The organism is Streptomyces sp. NPDC079141 (genome assembly GCF_040686775.1).
Classification (GTDB): Bacteria; Actinomycetota; Actinomycetes; order Streptomycetales; family Streptomycetaceae; genus Streptomyces.
Genome location: NZ_JBFBLP010000001.1, coordinates 308,236 through 323,574, shown reverse-complemented (window position 1 = coordinate 323,574; position 15,339 = coordinate 308,236). Strand labels below are relative to the sequence as shown.

15 protein-coding genes are annotated in these 15,339 nt (G+C 72.4%); 8 read left to right on the top strand and 7 right to left on the bottom strand.

Annotation, left to right across the window (positions count from 1 at the left end; genetic code table 11):
- The first annotated feature begins 2 nt into the window (after positions 1–2).
- Positions 3–968: a nitronate monooxygenase gene (locus tag AB0Q90_RS01565; RefSeq protein WP_363163022.1), complete on the top strand. Its 966-nt coding sequence runs from the start codon at positions 3–5 to the stop codon at positions 966–968.
- A 183-nt stretch (positions 969–1,151) separates the two neighbouring features.
- On the opposite strand, the gene AB0Q90_RS01560 is transcribed toward AB0Q90_RS01565, so the two are convergent.
- Complete coding sequence (locus tag AB0Q90_RS01560; RefSeq protein ID WP_363163021.1) at positions 1,152–1,799, bottom strand: nucleoside/nucleotide kinase family protein; 648 nt, start codon at positions 1,797–1,799, stop codon at positions 1,152–1,154.
- A gap of 78 nt (positions 1,800–1,877) precedes the next feature.
- Between AB0Q90_RS01560 and AB0Q90_RS01555 the strand changes: the two genes are divergently transcribed.
- The 4 genes from AB0Q90_RS01555 to prcB all read left to right on the top strand — a co-directional run bounded on the left by AB0Q90_RS01555 (position 1,878) and on the right by prcB (position 5,986).
- Positions 1,878–2,273 carry an SgcJ/EcaC family oxidoreductase gene (locus AB0Q90_RS01555; protein WP_363163020.1) on the top strand — a complete coding sequence of 132 codons (396 nt, stop codon included), beginning with the start codon at positions 1,878–1,880 and terminating at the stop codon, positions 2,271–2,273.
- A 166-nt stretch (positions 2,274–2,439) separates the two neighbouring features.
- Positions 2,440–4,104, top strand: coding sequence for a hypothetical protein (locus AB0Q90_RS01550; RefSeq protein ID WP_363163019.1), 1,665 nt, complete (start codon positions 2,440–2,442; stop codon positions 4,102–4,104).
- Complete coding sequence (locus AB0Q90_RS01545; protein ID WP_363163018.1) at positions 4,101–5,051, top strand: lysylphosphatidylglycerol synthase domain-containing protein; 951 nt, start codon at positions 4,101–4,103, stop codon at positions 5,049–5,051. Before AB0Q90_RS01550 ends, AB0Q90_RS01545 begins: the two co-directional genes overlap by 4 nt.
- 80 nt (positions 5,052–5,131) lie before the next feature.
- Positions 5,132–5,986, top strand: coding sequence for a proteasome subunit beta (gene prcB / locus AB0Q90_RS01540; protein WP_363163017.1), 855 nt, complete (start codon positions 5,132–5,134; stop codon positions 5,984–5,986).
- A 51-nt stretch (positions 5,987–6,037) separates the two neighbouring features.
- Here the strand turns inward: prcB and AB0Q90_RS01535 are convergent, their stop codons facing one another.
- Complete coding sequence (locus tag AB0Q90_RS01535) at positions 6,038–6,664, bottom strand: hypothetical protein (protein ID WP_363163016.1); 627 nt, start codon at positions 6,662–6,664, stop codon at positions 6,038–6,040.
- Positions 6,665–6,873: 209 nt separating this feature from the next.
- Here AB0Q90_RS01535 and AB0Q90_RS01530 point away from each other — a divergent pair, with 209 nt between their 5' ends.
- Positions 6,874–7,611: a helix-turn-helix transcriptional regulator gene (locus AB0Q90_RS01530; protein WP_363163015.1), complete on the top strand. Its 738-nt coding sequence runs from the start codon at positions 6,874–6,876 to the stop codon at positions 7,609–7,611.
- Between the two features lie 14 nt (positions 7,612–7,625).
- On the opposite strand, the gene AB0Q90_RS01525 is transcribed toward AB0Q90_RS01530, so the two are convergent.
- The 3 genes from AB0Q90_RS01525 to sthA form a co-directional block, all read right to left on the bottom strand.
- On the bottom strand, positions 7,626–8,585 hold the full coding sequence (locus AB0Q90_RS01525) for a hypothetical protein (protein ID WP_363163014.1): 960 nt from the start codon (positions 8,583–8,585) through the stop codon (positions 7,626–7,628).
- Positions 8,586–8,596: 11 nt separating this feature from the next.
- On the bottom strand, positions 8,597–10,069 hold the full coding sequence (locus AB0Q90_RS01520) for an APC family permease (protein ID WP_363163013.1): 1,473 nt from the start codon (positions 10,067–10,069) through the stop codon (positions 8,597–8,599).
- 314 nt (positions 10,070–10,383) lie between these two features.
- Entirely contained in the window at positions 10,384–11,787 is a 1,404-nt protein-coding gene (gene sthA / locus AB0Q90_RS01515) for a Si-specific NAD(P)(+) transhydrogenase (protein ID WP_363163012.1), read from the bottom strand.
- Positions 11,788–11,954: 167 nt separating this feature from the next.
- Between sthA and AB0Q90_RS01510 the strand changes: the two genes are divergently transcribed.
- Positions 11,955–13,079 (top strand): sulfite oxidase, encoded by a 1,125-nt coding sequence (locus AB0Q90_RS01510; RefSeq protein WP_363163011.1) that lies wholly within the window; start codon positions 11,955–11,957, stop codon positions 13,077–13,079.
- A 92-nt stretch (positions 13,080–13,171) separates the two neighbouring features.
- Here AB0Q90_RS01510 and AB0Q90_RS01505 read toward each other — a convergent pair whose 3' ends face one another.
- Both AB0Q90_RS01505 and AB0Q90_RS01500 read right to left on the bottom strand, forming a co-directional pair.
- Entirely contained in the window at positions 13,172–13,375 is a 204-nt protein-coding gene (locus AB0Q90_RS01505) for a hypothetical protein (RefSeq protein WP_363163010.1), read from the bottom strand.
- A gap of 148 nt (positions 13,376–13,523) precedes the next feature.
- Complete coding sequence (locus AB0Q90_RS01500; protein ID WP_363163009.1) at positions 13,524–14,825, bottom strand: MFS transporter; 1,302 nt, start codon at positions 14,823–14,825, stop codon at positions 13,524–13,526.
- Between the two features lie 140 nt (positions 14,826–14,965).
- On the opposite strand from AB0Q90_RS01500, the gene AB0Q90_RS01495 reads away from it, so the two are divergent.
- The gene (locus AB0Q90_RS01495) at positions 14,966–15,325 is read left to right on the top strand and encodes a metalloregulator ArsR/SmtB family transcription factor (protein WP_363163008.1); all 360 of its coding nucleotides are present in this window, start codon (positions 14,966–14,968) and stop codon (positions 15,323–15,325) included.
- Positions 15,326–15,339: the final 14 nt, after the last annotated feature.

Genomic DNA, 15,339 nt, shown 5'->3' with positions numbered 1-15,339 from the left:
CCATGGGACTGTCGACAGCGTTCACGGAACGGCTCGGCGTCGAGCATCCGATCGCCCTGGCCCCGATGGGAGGTTCGGCCGGCGGCGCCCTCGCGGGCGCCGTCTCGCGCGGCGGCGGTCTCGGACTGCTGGGCAGCGGGAACGGCGAGCCGGACTGGCTCGCCCGCGAACTGCCCGTCCTGCACGCGGCGCGCGCCGGTCAGCCCTGGGGCATCGGCTTCCTGACCTGGCAGCTCGAACCCGACGCGGTGGAACGGGCGTTGGAGCACCGGCCCACGGCGGTGATGTTGTCCTTCGGCGACCCCACCCCGTACGCGGAGCGCGTCCGCGGCGCGGGCGCGGCGCTGATCCTCCAGGTCACCGACCTGGAGGAGGCCCGCAGAGCGGTGGACCTGGGCGCCGATGCGATCGTGGCGCAGGGCACCGAAGCGGGCGGGCACGGAGCCCGGCACGGCCGCTCCACACTGCCGTTCGTGCCCGTCGTGGTCGACCTCGCGGCGCCGGTGCCGGTCCTGGCGGCGGGTGGGATCGCCGACGGCCGCGGCGTGGCCGCCGCGCTGGCGCTGGGCGCGGCGGGCGCCCTGCTCGGCACCCGCTTCCAGGCCACGACCGAGAGCCTGGTCGCCCCTGAGACCGCCCAGGCCATCCTGGAGGGACGCAGCGAGGACACCGAACGCAGCCGCGTCCTGGACCTCGCCCGCGGCTCCAAGTGGCCCGTGAGATACACCGCACGCACTCTCGCCCACCCCTTCCTCGACGACTGGCGCGGCCGGGAGGACGAACTGGCGGCCGACCCGCTCGCCCGGCAGGCCTACGACGACGCCGTCGCCCGCGGCGAGATCCCGGCCCTGCCGCAGTGGGCCGGGGAGGCCGTCGACCTCATCGCCGACCTGCCGTCCGCGGCCGACCTGGTCGGCACCCTGGCAGCCCAGGCGGAGGAGGCACTGGTTCGAGCGGGCAGAGGCTGAGCGGCCGAGGGGTCGGCGCCCTCGGGTTGTTCACGCCCCTGGCGTGATCCGGCCGCCGGATCCCGGCCTGATCCGGCCTCCCGGCGCGATCACGCCCCGGCACGATCCGGCCTTCCCGCTGGCTCGCGCCCCACAGCGTGATCCGGCCCCCCCGGACTTTCACGCCCTCAGAGGCAAGACGCCTCACGCCCCCAGAGCGACCTCCGCCACCACCAGATCCGCCCGCTCCCGCGTCCCCGCCACCAGCTCCGCATTGCGCTGGTCCGAGCGCAGCACCCAGGCCACCGCCTCCTCGTGGCTCTTGCCGAACTCCTCGTGTCGGGCGACGAGTCGGCGGAGGCGTTCGTGCTCGTCGAGTTCGCAGAACCACACCTCGTCCAGCTGGGGCCGGACCCTGGCCCAGGCGCCGGTGTCCAGCAGAAGGTAGTTGCCCTCGGTCACCACCAGGCGGGCCTGCGGCGGTACCGGGATCGCGCCCGCGATCGGCTGCTCCAGGTTCCGCTCGAAGCCGGGCGCGTACACCACGTCGCCGTCCGCCTCCTCGCGCAGCCGCCGCAGCAGTGCCGCGTACCCGGCCGCGTCGAAGGTGTCCGGCGCGCCCTTGCGGGCGCGCAGGCCGAGGCGGTCCAGTTCGGCGTCGGCGAGGTGGAAGCCGTCCATGGGGACGTGCGCGACCCAGGGGGCCTCGGATCCGTTCAGCTCGCGGACCAGGTGCTCGGCGAGCGTGGTCTTGCCCGCGCCCGGGCTGCCCGTGATACCGAGGAGCGCGCGCCGCCCGTCGCCCTTGAGGGACCGGGCACGGGCGAGGAGGTCGTCGAATGTCTGCGGCACACAGCAGAGTGTGTCATCCGTGCCCGTGATGACTTCCGGCGTCGTGGGGAGTCGTGAGGGTGAGGAAGGAGGCCCGCCGTGTCCGACGACGAAGCGCGGATCCGCGCACTCATCACGAACTGGGCCGACGCCGTCCACCGGGGCGACCTCGACGGCGTACTCGCCGACCATGCCGAGGACCTCGTCATGTTCGACGTGCCGCCGCCGCACGAGGGCATCCGGGGCCTGGCCGCCTACCGGGCGACCTGGCCGCCGTTCTTCGCCTGGCAGGCCCAGGGCGCCCGCTTCGACGTCGAGTCCCTCGACATCACCGCGGGCACCGACGTCGCCTACGCATACGCCCTGCTGCGCTGCGGAACCCCGGAGGAACTCACCGAACGCCCCACCCTGCGGCTACGACTGACACTCGGCCTGCGCAAGGAAGAGGGCCGCTGGATCGTGGCCCACGAACACCACTCGTTCCCGCACGACTGACCGCACACCCGTCAGGCACCTGGCCGAACCGAACACTGCGCCCATGCCCGGACCGAGTTAGTTTGTCCCTGTTTTCGAGTTGTCTGCGCTTCCTGGCTCTCGCCTTCAGCCCGCCAGGCTGTGGGGTCTTAGAAGCCCTACGCCTGATGGGGACAAGGGGTCGACGATGACCAACGGCACGAACGCCATGCTCGTGGGTATGGGGCGACGCGAAGCGGCGGCCGTGTCCGGCAGGTCCCGACGGTTGCGCGGGAGCGGCCTGCTCGCCGCGGTGGCCGGCGCCTTCACGGCCGCCCAACTCCTCCTCGTGCCCCCGGCGACGGGCCTCGGCTGGGACGAGACGGTCTACGTCAGCCAGGTCGGCGACCAGGCACCGGCCGCGTTCTTCAGCGCCCCACGCGCGCGGGGCGTCACCCTGCTCGTGGCCCCGATCGCGTCCTGGTCGTCGTCCACCTCGCTGCTGCGCGTCTACCTCGCCGTCCTCTCCGGCCTCGCCCTCTACCTCGCCCTGCGCGCCTGGCGCGGCCTGTTCCCGCCCCACGTCCTGGCCGCGGCCGGCGCCCTGTTCGCCTCCTTGTGGGTGACCCTCTTCTACGCCCCCCAGGCCATGCCCAACCTCTGGGTCGCCCTCGGCGCCCTGCTCTGCGTCGGCTGCTTCCTGCGGGCCCGAGCCGACCGCCTCGACCGTCGGGCCCTGTGGGGCGTGGCGACCGGCGCCGCCCTCATGGCCCTGATGCGCCCCACCGACGCGGTCTGGGTGACCCTGCCCCTGCTCGTGGCCGTCGTGGCCCTACGACAGTGGCGTTCCGGTCTCGCCCTCGTGACGGGCCTCCTGGTGGCCGCCGCCCCCTGGGTGATCGAGGCGTACGTCAGCTACGGCGGCCTGCGCGAGCGGCTGGCCGAGGCCTCCCGAGTCCAGGGCGGACTCGGCTGGAACCTCGCGGTCGACGACCAGATGCGCAGTCTCGTCGGACGCACCCTGTGCCGACCGTGCACCGGGTCCATGCCCAACCCGGCCGTCACCCTCTGGTGGGTACTGCTCCCGCTCCTCGCCCTCCTGGGCCTCGCCGTCGCGATCCGCGCCGGACGCACCGCACGCACCCTGATCCCACTGGCCTGCGCCGCCACCGCAGCCGTCCCGTACCTGTTCCTGATCGGCTATGCGGCACCGCGCTTCCTGCTGCCCGCCTACGCACTGCTGGCGATTCCGGTCGCTGACGGCCTGCTGCACCTGGTCACCGCCCCCAACGGACGCCTGCGGCCGGTGGCCGCGACCCTCGTCGCCTGCGGACTCCTCGGCCATCTCGCCGTGCAGTACGCCGTTCTGGACCACACGGTCGACCGCACCGGAGCCGACCGCCGCGCCTGGGCCCACGCCGCCGACCGCCTGCACGACCTCGGCGTCCGCCCGCCCTGTCTGCTCACCGGCCACCAGGCCATCCCGCTCGCCTACTACGCGGGCTGCTCCTCCGGCGCGATCGCCGGCAACAACGCCAACACCACCCCGGCACAGATCCTGCGCACCGCGCGCAGCACCCCGGTCGCAGCCCTCACCGTCCCCGGCACCCGGCCGCCCGCCTTCGCCCGAGACTGGGAACTGCACCGGTTCGACAGGCTGGACGTCCGCATCGCGCCGTCGGCGCGTGAGGGGGGCGGGCTGGACGGCCGTGGTGCGTCGCTCGCGCGTGAGGGGGGCGGCTTGGACGGCCGTAGTGCGTCGCCCGTGCGCGAGGGAAGCGGGCTGGGCCGCCCTAATGCGGCGCCCGCGCGCGAGTGGGCCGCCCCGGATCTCCGTCACGCGCTCTCCGCCCGCGACGGCGGCTCCGTATGACGCCCGAGCCGCTTGTCGCCTCGCCCACCCGTAGACGCGCCTACTGGCAGACCGCGTTCAGCCTTGTCGTGCTGCTGGCCGCCGTCTGGCTGGCCCGGCGGCACTGGCCCGTGCTGGAGACGGGCGCCGTGCGGCTGGCCGTCGCCGACCAGGGGTGGCTGCTGGTGGCCGGCACCGCCGCGGTCGGCACCTGGTTGTGCTCGGCGCTCGCGCAGCAGGGTGCCGTGTCACGGCGGTTGCCCCCGGGTCGGCTGGTCGCCGCGCAGTTCGCCGCCTCCGCCGCCAACCATGTCCTGCCCGCCGGACTCGGCGCGGGTGCGGTGAACCTGCGCTTCCTCATGCGCTGCGGGCTGCCGGCCGCCCGCTCCGCCACCGCCGTCGCGGTCAAGGGAACGGCGGGCGTGATCGTGCGCGGCGTGCTGATCGCCGTACTGACCGTCGCCTGCCCGGGCGTCCTGCGCGTCCCGGAGGCCTCGCCGGGGCTGCCGGTGGTGCTGCTCGCCGCGGCCGTCGTCGCGGGCGTGAGCGCCCTGCTCGCCGGCCCGCTACGGCAGCGGTGCCGCGGTGCGCTCGGTGCGGCCGTCGCGGACGTCAAGGCGGTGCACGCCCGACCGCACCGGGCGGCGGCGTTGTGGGGCGGCTCGCTCGCCTTCGCCGTACTGCACTGCTCGGTCCTGATCGCCGTCACCCAGGCCGTCGCCCTGCCGCTGCCGCCCGCGCGCGTGGCGCTGCTCTACCTCGCCGCCAGCAGCGCGGCCGCCCTGCTGCCCACCCCCGGCGGCCTCGGTTCACTCGACGCCGCCCTCGCGTTCGCCCTCACCGCGGCCGGCGCGCCGGGCGCCGCGGCGGCCTCCGCCGTCCTCGGCTACCGGCTGCTGACCGTGTGGCTGCCGCTGCTGCCGGGCCTGCTGGTGCTGGGGGTGCTGGTCCGGCGACGGGCTCTGTGACCCGGGCGGCGTTTTGCGCCCGCGTGCTTCAGGTAGGACTCCCGTTGTCGGCCCGGAGACGAGGACGTGGGGGGAACGCCATGACGCACGGCGAGTACGGCGGAGCACTGGGCGAGGAGTTCTTCACTCCCGGGTCCTCCTCCTTCACCGAGTTCCTCGCGGCCCACCGCCCCGAACTGCTCAGCACCCGAAGCGTGTTACCGGACGGCGTACGGGCCGCCCCCGACCAGGTCCCGCACGGCACCACCGTCCTCGCCCTCACCTACCGCGACGGCGTCCTGATCGCCGGGGACCGCAGGGCCACCATGGGCAACCTCATCGCCCAGCGCGACCTGGAGAAGGTCCACCCGGCGGACGACCACACCGCGGTCGCCTTCGCCGGCACGGTCGGTCTCGCCCTCGACATGGTCAAGCTCTACCAGGTCGAGCTGACCCACTTCGAGAAGATCGAGGGCACACCGATGACCCTCAACGCGAAGGCACGCCGCCTGGCCGGCATGATCCGCGAGAACCTCGGCCAGGCCATGCAGGGTCTCGCCGTCGTCCCCCTCCTCACCGGCTACGACCCGGCGGCCCCCGAGGGCAATCGGGGCCGCATCTTCAGCTTCGACGTCGCCGGCGGCCTGTACGAGAAGAAGGACTTCCACGCCGAGGGCTCCGGATCCCCGTACGCCCGGGGCGCGTTGAAGAAGCTCTTCCACTCCGGCATGTCCCGCCGCGAGGCCGCCCTGGCCGCACTCCAGGCCCTGTACGACGCGGCCGACGACGACTCCGCGACGGGCGGCCCCGACATCAACCGCCGTATCTTCCCGATCGTCTCGGTCATCACGGAGGAAGGCTTCGAACGACTGCCGGAACCGGAGACGGAGGCGCTGAGCCGGGAGATGGTGGAACAGCGCCGCAGCCGGCCGGACGGACCCCCGGCCCAGCCCTGAGGGCCGGGCCGGACGGCAGGGTCGACCGGGCGTCCGCACCCCCGTGGCGGGCTACCCCGTCGGCCCCGAACCGAGTCGACGAATGTCGACGGTCTCGCAACCGGACCTGCGTTCACCCGGGTCGGTCACGCAGTGGTCCCGGCCGCGATGGCCGCGCGCCAGGTCACGTTCACCGTCACGCGCGTACAGCTCGTCGTCACCGGCGCTGCCCCGCAGGAGATCCCTGCCCGGGCCGCCGAGGAGCGCGTCGTCGCCCCAGTTCCTGCCGAAGTCGCGGCCGTTCCCGCCGTCCAGGACATCGTGTCCTGAGCCACCCGCAAGGAAGTCGGCGCCCGCGAAGCCACGCAGGACGTCGTTGCCGGCGTCGCCCCAGATGACGTCGGAGCCGCTGCTGCCCGCGACGACATCGTTCCCGGGGCCGCCCGTGAGCCGGTCGTCGCCCGGGCCGCCCGACAGCAGGTCGTTGCCGCCGCCTCCGCAGACGATGTCGGCTCCCCCGCCTCCGTCGATCGTGTCGTTGCCGCCCAGACCGACGATGACGTCCTTGCCGGGCCCGGCGTTGATGGTGTCGTCGCCGGGACCTCCCCATACGGTGGCGTACGCGCCGTAGCAGCGGGGCGGTGCCGGGGTGGTGGCATCCGCCCGGGTGACGGCCGCTGATGTGAGGAGGAGCGTCAACGCGCCCACCCTCACCAGGAGTCTCGTGCAACTCGCCCGCACCGCGGTTCGCGCGTCCATGGGTTTCCCCCCAACACAGGTTCGGATGTTCTGCGATCCACGGTGTCCTTGCCCGACCGCGGGCACCATTCGTCATTCCGCGAATCCTTTCGGCCCTCCCGGCAGGGGCGTACTGTCGCAGCACGGCGGCTGCGGAAGGGGGCGCGGTCATGAGCCGTCACTCGATCACCGACCGGCATCTACGGGCGATGCTCGACGTTCTCGACGAGGCCCGGCACCCGGACACGGACGAGGCACCGCCCCGGTCGCTGCTCACGGGGCTGGGTCGGCTGATCCCGTGCGACCTGGCGGAGTTCGTCGAGATAGACCTGCCGACCCGGTGCGTCCTGGGGGAGCAGGCGGTGGAGTACGGGGGGCACTACCCCGAACCGGACGGCGAGGTCTGGTGGCACTACCGGCATCGGCATCCCCACTGCGTTGCGGTCGAGCGCAGCCACGGTGACCTGGAGGTCGCCCAGTTGTCGGACTTCCTGGCCACTCGGGACTTCCGGAACCTGGCCCTGTTCGCCGACTACGTACGCCCTTTCACCACCATGATCGTGGTCCCCCTGCCCACCGCTCCCGGCCGCATCCGCATGTACACCTTCAGCCGCGAGCGCACCCGCCCGTTCACCGAACGGGACCGGCTCACCCTGGAGTTGATGCGCCCCCATCTGTACGGCATCTACCGTGAGGCCGCCCGGCGGCGGCAGACGCCCGTACGGCTGACGCTCCGCGAACTCGACGTCATGCGGGCCGTGGCCCTGGGCCTGGGCAACGACGCCGTCGCCCGGCAGCTTGCCGTCGAGCCGAGCACCGTCCGCAAGCACCTGGAGAACGTCTACCGCAAGCTCGGCGTGACGAGCCGCACGGCGGCCGTCGCGAGGCTGTTCCCCGAGGCGCCGTGAGCGGGATGCGCCGGTCACGGACGCACTCGTAGCTCCTTGTGCCACTTCACCAGTTGCTTGCCCGGATCCCCGGTGTACGACCACGGCGTGCGCGTCGCCCGGCGGCCCGTCATCCGCAGCAGTGCCGTCGCGACGTCCGTGGCGCCGGCCAGGCAGGCGGCGTGGGCGAGGTAGTGGACGTCGCGGAGTTCGCCGGGGGCGACGGTGCTCTCCGCGCGGCCCGTGATCCAGCGTTGCCAGGTCCGCCGTACGTCACCGACCGCGCCGTCGTGGTCCCAGTGCCGGCCGAGGCCCATGGCGGACGTCTGGCCGCGCGCCGCGTCCAGGGCGTAGCGGAACTCCTCGACGCGGGCGTACTGGACGAGGACCGGCAGGGGGCAGCCCAGGGGTGCCACCCCGGCCGCGTCGCGGGCGAAGTCGTACATCAGGCCGTGGGTTCCGTGCCAGCGGGCCGAGTAGTAGTGCAGCACCTGGAGGTGGCCCTCCACGCTGTAGGGGTCGCGCCGGTGCAACTCGTCCCACCAGTGCGCCAGTTCCTGTCGGCGCACCCCGGACGGGTACAGGCGGGCCACGGAGATCAGCGAGATCCACGGCGTCGGGTCGTCCGCGTACGCCTCGGTGGCCGTCAGGCAGGCCAGCACCGCCGCGTCGATACGACCGCGTTCGATCGGCACGCCCCGGCCCGCGGAGATCGCCAGGTTGAACGCCCGCGCCGTCTCCGTCGCCGCCCGCAGCACCAGCGCGTCCGCGCTGTGCGGCTCGGCGGCCAGCCACGACTCCACGGTGGAACTGCTCGTACAGGCCTGGGCGAGCAGCCGGACGCGGTGGCCGCGGGAGAGCCAGTCGGGGCCGGTGACCCGCAGCAGGTCGCGCAGCCCCTGCCAGCGTCCGATGACGATGTCCTGGCGGGCGGAGGTCAGGAGCGCGTCCCCGCAGTCGAGGTCGAAGTCGGGGGTGAAACGGTCTCGCGCCATCGCGGGCTCCCTCAGAAGTCGGTGGGGAGACCCTCGTGGGTACGGGCGTGGTCGGCGGCGCGGCGGTCGGGGACGTAGTCCGTCTCGATCGTGCGCGTGGCGTCCAGCTTCGCCGGCCGGTAGTAGTCGCTGCCCTGCTGCCAGTACCAGAGCATCGGGATCAGCCCGACGGCCAGCCCGCCGATGCCGATGACGATCGCGGCGGGGCTCAACTCGCCCAGCGACTCCACGAAGACCCAGAACATGAACAGGGCGCCGAGCAGCGGCCACAGCCCGCCGAGGAAGAAGTGGGCGGGGGACTTCAGCAGCATCTTGCGGTAGGCGACCACCACGGCCAGGCCCGTCAGCCCGTAGTAGACGGCGATCTGCAGGCCGATCGCGGAGATGGCGTCGGAGAGGATGTCGCCCACCGTGCCCAGCGCGTTGGAGGCGACGAACATCGTCAGCGCCACCACACCCACCACCGCGACGGCCACCCACGGCGTGTTCCAGGTGCGGTGCACACGCCCCAGCGCGGACGGCATCGTACGGTCGCGGCCCATCGCGAACAGCGAGCGGGTGACCTGGATGAGGGTGGTCTCCAGGGTGGCGATGGTGGACAGCATCACCGCCACGATCAGCAGCTTGCCGCCCCAGCCCGGCCAGATCTCCTCGCCGAGAGCGGCCAGCACATTGGCGCCGCCGGCCCGGATCTGATCCGCGGAGAGGATGACGTTCACCGCGATGGTGAACACCTCGAACAGCAGGAAGACGACACCGACCCCGATCAGTCCGGCAAGTCCCGTCGTCCGGCGGCTGTTACGGGTCTCCTCGCTGAGGTTGCTGGTCACGTCCCAGCCCCAGTAGTAGAACGCGGCGATGAGCGCGCCCGAGGCGAAGCCCGACACGCCGTCGAACTGGCCGAAACCGAGCCAGGACCAGTCGAACGCACGGGCGTTGTCCGAGTGGAAGACGGCGAGCACCGCGAAGAGCGCGAGCACGGCGAGCTCCACACCGGACATGACGAGCTGCGCGCGGACCGTGAGCCGGGCCCCGCCCAGCACCACCCCCAGCATGACGACGAACCAGGCCGCGCCCACCACCGTGGACAGCGCGGTGTTCTCGGCGAGTTGCTCGTCGAACAGCGCCAGCGTCATCGACCCGGCGGGCAGCGAACCGGCCACCATGAAGATGGTCGCCGAGACGACCAGGGCCCAGCCGCTGAGAAATCCCAGAAACGGGTGGAGAGTTCGGCCCACCCAGGAGTAACTGGCCCCCGCGTTGACGTCGATCCGGCCGAGATAGCTGAACGCCAGCGCGATGCCGAGCATCGGTATCGCGCAGTACAGCAGCGCCGCCGGACTGGCGCTCCCCACCGCGCCGACCAGGACGGCCGTGGTCGCGGCCAGCGAGTACGCGGGAGCGCTGCCCGCGACCGCCATCACGACCGTGTCGAACGTTCCGAGGGCACCCGCCTGGAGACCTCTGGCCCTGCTGTTGCTCATGCCCTGCGCTGCTTTCCGTCGTGCACGCTCTCAGGACACGGACGGACCTGACGGCGTCGGGGGTGGGGGGTGGCACCCGCCCCCGACGGAAGAGGGGTGGCCTCGGGTCAAGGGCGGCGAAAAGGAGGACCGATGGATGCCGCGCAGCCGCAGAGTCGGCAGTCGGTCACACCGTGTGTGCGAGTGATGATAGCCCCACGTGACGATCCTTCAAGCTGGGCACCGGAGTTGGCGGGTGCGCACGCCCGCGCCCCGAAAGGGGCGCGGGGAACTGCGCGACAAGCCCCCACCGACCCGCAGCCAAAAGGCCGCCCTCAGTCCCCGATGTGGTCCACCTGCCGGAGGCGATTCGTGGCGTCGAGGGCCGCGACCTTGTACGACTCCGCCAGCGTCGGGTAGTTGAACACCGCGTCGACCAGATAGTCGACCGTGCCGCCGCAGCCCATCACGGCCTGCCCGATGTGAATGAGCTCGGTCGCCCCGCTGCCGAAGCAGTGCACGCCCAGCAGCGTGCGGTCCTCGGGCGATACCAGCAGCTTCAGCATGCCGTGCGAGTCACCGATGATCTGCCCGCGGGCCAGCTCCCGGTACCGGGAGATCCCGACCTCGAACGGCACCGAGGCATCGGTGAGTTGGTCCTCGGTGCGCCCGACGAAGCTGATCTCCGGGATGGTGTAGATGCCGATGGGCTGGAGCCGGTGCATACGGCCCACCGGTTCTCCGAAGGCGTGGTACGCGGCCGTGCGGCCCTGCTCCATCGAAGTGGCGGCCAGCGCCGGGTAGCCGATGACATCGCCGACGGCGTAGATGTGCGGCACCTCGGTGCGGTAGTGCTCGTCGACCGAGATCCGCCCCCGCGGGTCCGCGGACAGCCCGGCCTTGTCGAGGTCGAGTCCGTCGGTGAGGCCCTGCCGGCCCGCCGAGTACATCACCGCGTCGGCGGGGATCTTCTTTCCGCTCTCCAGCACGGTGAGCGTGCCCCGGGGATGGCGCTCCACCGCGGCGACGGTCTCCCCGAAGCGGAACGTCACCGCGAGGTCCCGCAGGTGGTACTTGAGCGACTCCACGACCTCGATGTCGCACATGTCGAGCATCCCGGCACGCTTCTCCACCACCGTGATCTTGCTGCCGAGCGCCGCGAACATGGAGGCGTACTCCATGCCGATGACGCCCGCGCCGACGATGACCATGGAACGGGGAACCTGCTCCAGGGAGAGGACGTTGTCGGAATCCATGATCGTCCGCCCGTCGAACTCGACGCTGGCGGGCCTCGCCGGCCGGGTGCCGGTGGCGATCACGATGTGCTCGGCGCTGAGCTGCCGCTCATTGCCGGTGACCTCCTGGAGGGCGACCGTGTGGTCGTCGACGAACCGGCCCGTGCCGGCGTACAGCGCGACATGGTTGCGGGCCAGCTGGCTGCGGATGACGTCCACCTCGCGGCCCACCACATGCTGGGTGCGGGAGATCAGATCGGAGACAGTGATGTCCTCCTTGAGGCGGTAGCTCTGGCCGTACAGGTCGCGCTGGCTGAGACCGGTGAGATACAGCACCGCCTCGCGCAGGGTCTTGGAGGGGATGGTGCCGGTGTGGATGGAGACCCCGCCGACCATGTCGGGGCGGTCGACGACGGCCACCCGGCGGCCCAGCTTGGCCGCGGCGATGGCGGCCTTCTGGCCGCCCGGACCGGATCCGAGGACGAGCATGTCGAAGTCGGGCACCCTCGCAAGTCTGGCAGCCGGAAGACCGCTTCCGGAAGGGCGGGCCGGAAACAGATGATCCCTGACCGGTTATGAACCACCGCCGGGGGAGGGGAAGTTGCGCGCCCCCCGCCGTACGCACCGGCCACCACATGACGCCACCGGTGCCACGGCGGGACAATGCCGGTATGGGTACTCGACTCGATGACGCGAGCGCCCCCGCCCGGCTGGCCGCCCCCGACGAGGCGATCGGCCGTGACGAACTGGCACTCGCGACCAGAAACCACGGTCTGCCGCTCGAAGCCCTGCGCTACGACCTCACCCCGCCGGGCCTGCACTATGTCCTGACGCACTACGACATCCCGCACGTCCCCGACGACACCCCCTGGCACCTCACCCTCGACGGCCGCGTCCACCGGCCGCTGCGCCTGGACCTCACCGACCTGCGGGCGTTTCCCCAGGTCACCACGCGGGTCACGCTGGAGTGCGCGGGCAACGGCCGGGCCCTGCTCACCCCCCGCCCGGTCAGCCAGCCCTGGCTCGTCGAGGCCGTCGGCACCGCGGAGTGGACCGGCGTGCCGCTACGGCTGCTGCTCGCCGAGGCCGGCGTCGGGCCCGGCGCCGTCGATGTGGTCTTCACCGGCGCCGACCACGGCGTGGAACGCGGTGTCGAACAGGACTACCAGCGCTCCCTGCCCCTGGACGTGGCCACGGGGACGGACCCCGAGGTCCTGGTCGCGCACACGATGAACGGAGCCCCGCTGCCCCCGCAGCACGGCCGCCCCCTGCGGCTGGTCGTCCCCGGCTGGTACGGCATGGCACACGTGAAGTGGCTGCGGGAGATCCGGGTCGTCGACGAGCCGTTCACGGGCTTCCAGCAGACCGTCGCCTACCGGCTCCGGCACGACCCCGACGAAGAGGGCGAGCCGGTCACCCGTATCGCCCCGCGCGCCCTGCTGGTCCCGCCGGGCTTCCCGGACTTCATGTCCCGCACCCGGATCGTCCCGGCCGGTCCGGTGACCCTGGAGGGCCGCGCCTGGTCCGGCCGGGCCCCGGTGACACGGGCCGAGGTCAGCACGGACGGGGGCCGCAGCTGGCACGAGGCCGTACTGGAGCCCGAAGCCGGACACCGCTGGGCCTGGCGCCGCTGGCACCTCGGATGGACCGCGACGCCGGGCGAACACGTTCTGAGCGCACGGGCCACCGACGCCGAAGGCCACACCCAGCCGCTGGAGCAGCCCTGGAACCGCGGCGGCTTCGCCAACAACCTGGTCCAGCGGGTCCGGGTCCTGTGCCCGGACCCGCCGAGGTGAGTGACTGATCGGGGTGAGCGGTTGGTGAGTGGCTGCTCAGGGCGAGCAGCCGGTGAGTGGCCGTTCGGGGTGAACGGCTGGTGAGTGGTTGCTCAAGGGAGCATCTTGTCGAGCGCCGCCGGACCCTCCGCTTCCAGCTTGCGCCTGGCCCATTCGAGATTGCGCGGGGTGATGTCCTTGCCCGAGGCAAGGACCAGGTCCTCCGGCGACACTTCGGTGCCGGTACGGGCGTGGAGCAGGTCGTCCGGAGTCGCGCGGTCCTCGGACGGCCCGGACGTGGGCTGTGACGTCGGCATGATCTCTGCTCCTCGGGTCCGGATCGCTTCTTCGGTCCCCGGTGAAGTCATCGGGTCCCCTATCACCATTCATCGCGGAAGCGCCGCGTGCATCCCGAGACGCCCCGGCACTGCCGCGACTCCGGCTGTCCAGCGGCTCCCATGGCCGTCAGTGGCGTCCGACCGGCGCTGCCCGGGCGCTCCGTACGGCATCGGCGGGACGAGGCTGGTCGTCCTGGAGGTCGCGGTGCTCGTGGTTCGTTTGGCTCGGCGGCCACAGCCGTACGGCGAGCAGTGCGGCCGTGAGGGCGAGGGCGCCGAGAGCCACCACTGCCGACTGCAGACCCGCTGTCGCGCCGAGCCAGCCGGCCAGGGGATAGGTCAGCAGCCAGCAGCTGTGAGAGAGGGAGAACTGGGCCGCGAAGAGGGCGGTGCGTTCCTCGGGCGGGGCCGAGCGGCGGATCAGCCGCCCGGCCGGGGTGAGGACCATCGAGGAGGCGGCGCCGAAAGCGGCCCAGGCGAGGAGCAGTGCGGGCCAGCGCCAACTCCCGCCGCCGGCTGCCGTGATCCCGCCGAGCGCGGCGAAGACGAGCGGGAGCAGCAGGGCACCGCGCAGCATCACCGTGCGGTCGGAGAGACGGTCGAGTACGCGGGGCAGCAGCAGGGCGGCGGCCATCGAACCCGCGCCGTAGGCGCCTAGCGCGATCGACAGGTCGGCCGCGCCGCGGTCCAGCTGGTCGCGGACGTACACCACGCTGTTGACGGTGACCGTCGCACCGGCCGCGGCCACCGCGAGGTCGAGGGCGAGCAGGGCGCGCAGTCGGGGGACGGTGAGGAAGCGGCGGGTGCCTGCGGTGGCCTTGGTGTACAGGCCGCCGGTGCGCGGCTCGGCAGTGCCGACCTGCTTCGGCAGGATCGCGGAGACGACGAGGGCGCCCGATGCCGCGAAGCCGGCCACCGTTCCCAGGAACAGCCAGTTGTAGGTCACGAGCGACAGCAGCGCGGCGGCGAGCGCCGGGCTGAACAGGCTCTCCAGGTCGTAGGCGAGACGGGACAGTGACAGGGCCTGCGTGTAGTCGCGCTCGGCGGGCAGGACGTCGGGAATGACCGCCTGGAAGGTGGGCGTGAACGCGGCGGACGCCGACTGGAGCAGGAAGATCAGGACGTACACCTGCCAGACCTGGTCCACGAACGGCAGCGTCAGCGCGACGGCCGCCCGGATCAGGTCCGAGCCGACCATCAGGGTCCGGCGCGGCAGCCGGCCGGCGACCGCGCCGACGGCCGGGGCGATGGCCACGTACGCCGTCATCTTGATCGCGAGCGCGGTGCCGAGCACCGAACCGGCATCGGCGCCCGCGATGTCGTACGCGAGCAGCCCGAGCGCCACCGTCGCCAGTCCCGTGCCGATCAGGGCGATGACCTGGGCGGCGAAGAGGTGCCGGTAGGTGCGGTCGCGCAGGACGGAGAGCATGCGGCGGTCCTCTCGGCGGATGGGAGGCGGGCACGTCCTTTCCTCACTGTATCCACATGTGCGCAGATGCGCACCTATAGATTCAGGTCGAGGGCGAAGGGATGGCCGACACGGCTCGGTCCGGCCTCTACGCTGGGTGCATGCCTGCTCGCGAGTCCTTGCCAACTGCATCCGGTACGCATCTGCGCCCTCCGGACAGCGCCCGTCTCGCGGAGGCGACCGAGGTGTTCGCGATGCTGTCCGACGTCACCCGGCTGCACCTGCTGTGGCTGCTCGCACAGGAGGAGTCGGACGTCGGCTCGCTGACCGAGCGGTGCGGGGCGTCCCGCACGGCGGTGAGCCAGCACCTCGCCAAGCTCCGGCTCGCGGGGCTGGTGGAGACGCGGCGCGAGGGGCGGCACATCCACTACAGCCTGCGCGACGGGCATCTGCGGCGGCTGGTGATGGAGGCCCTCAGCCATGCCGACCACCGGGTGAGCGGCGAGGCGCCGCACGCCTGAGGGCGGTCGGGGCG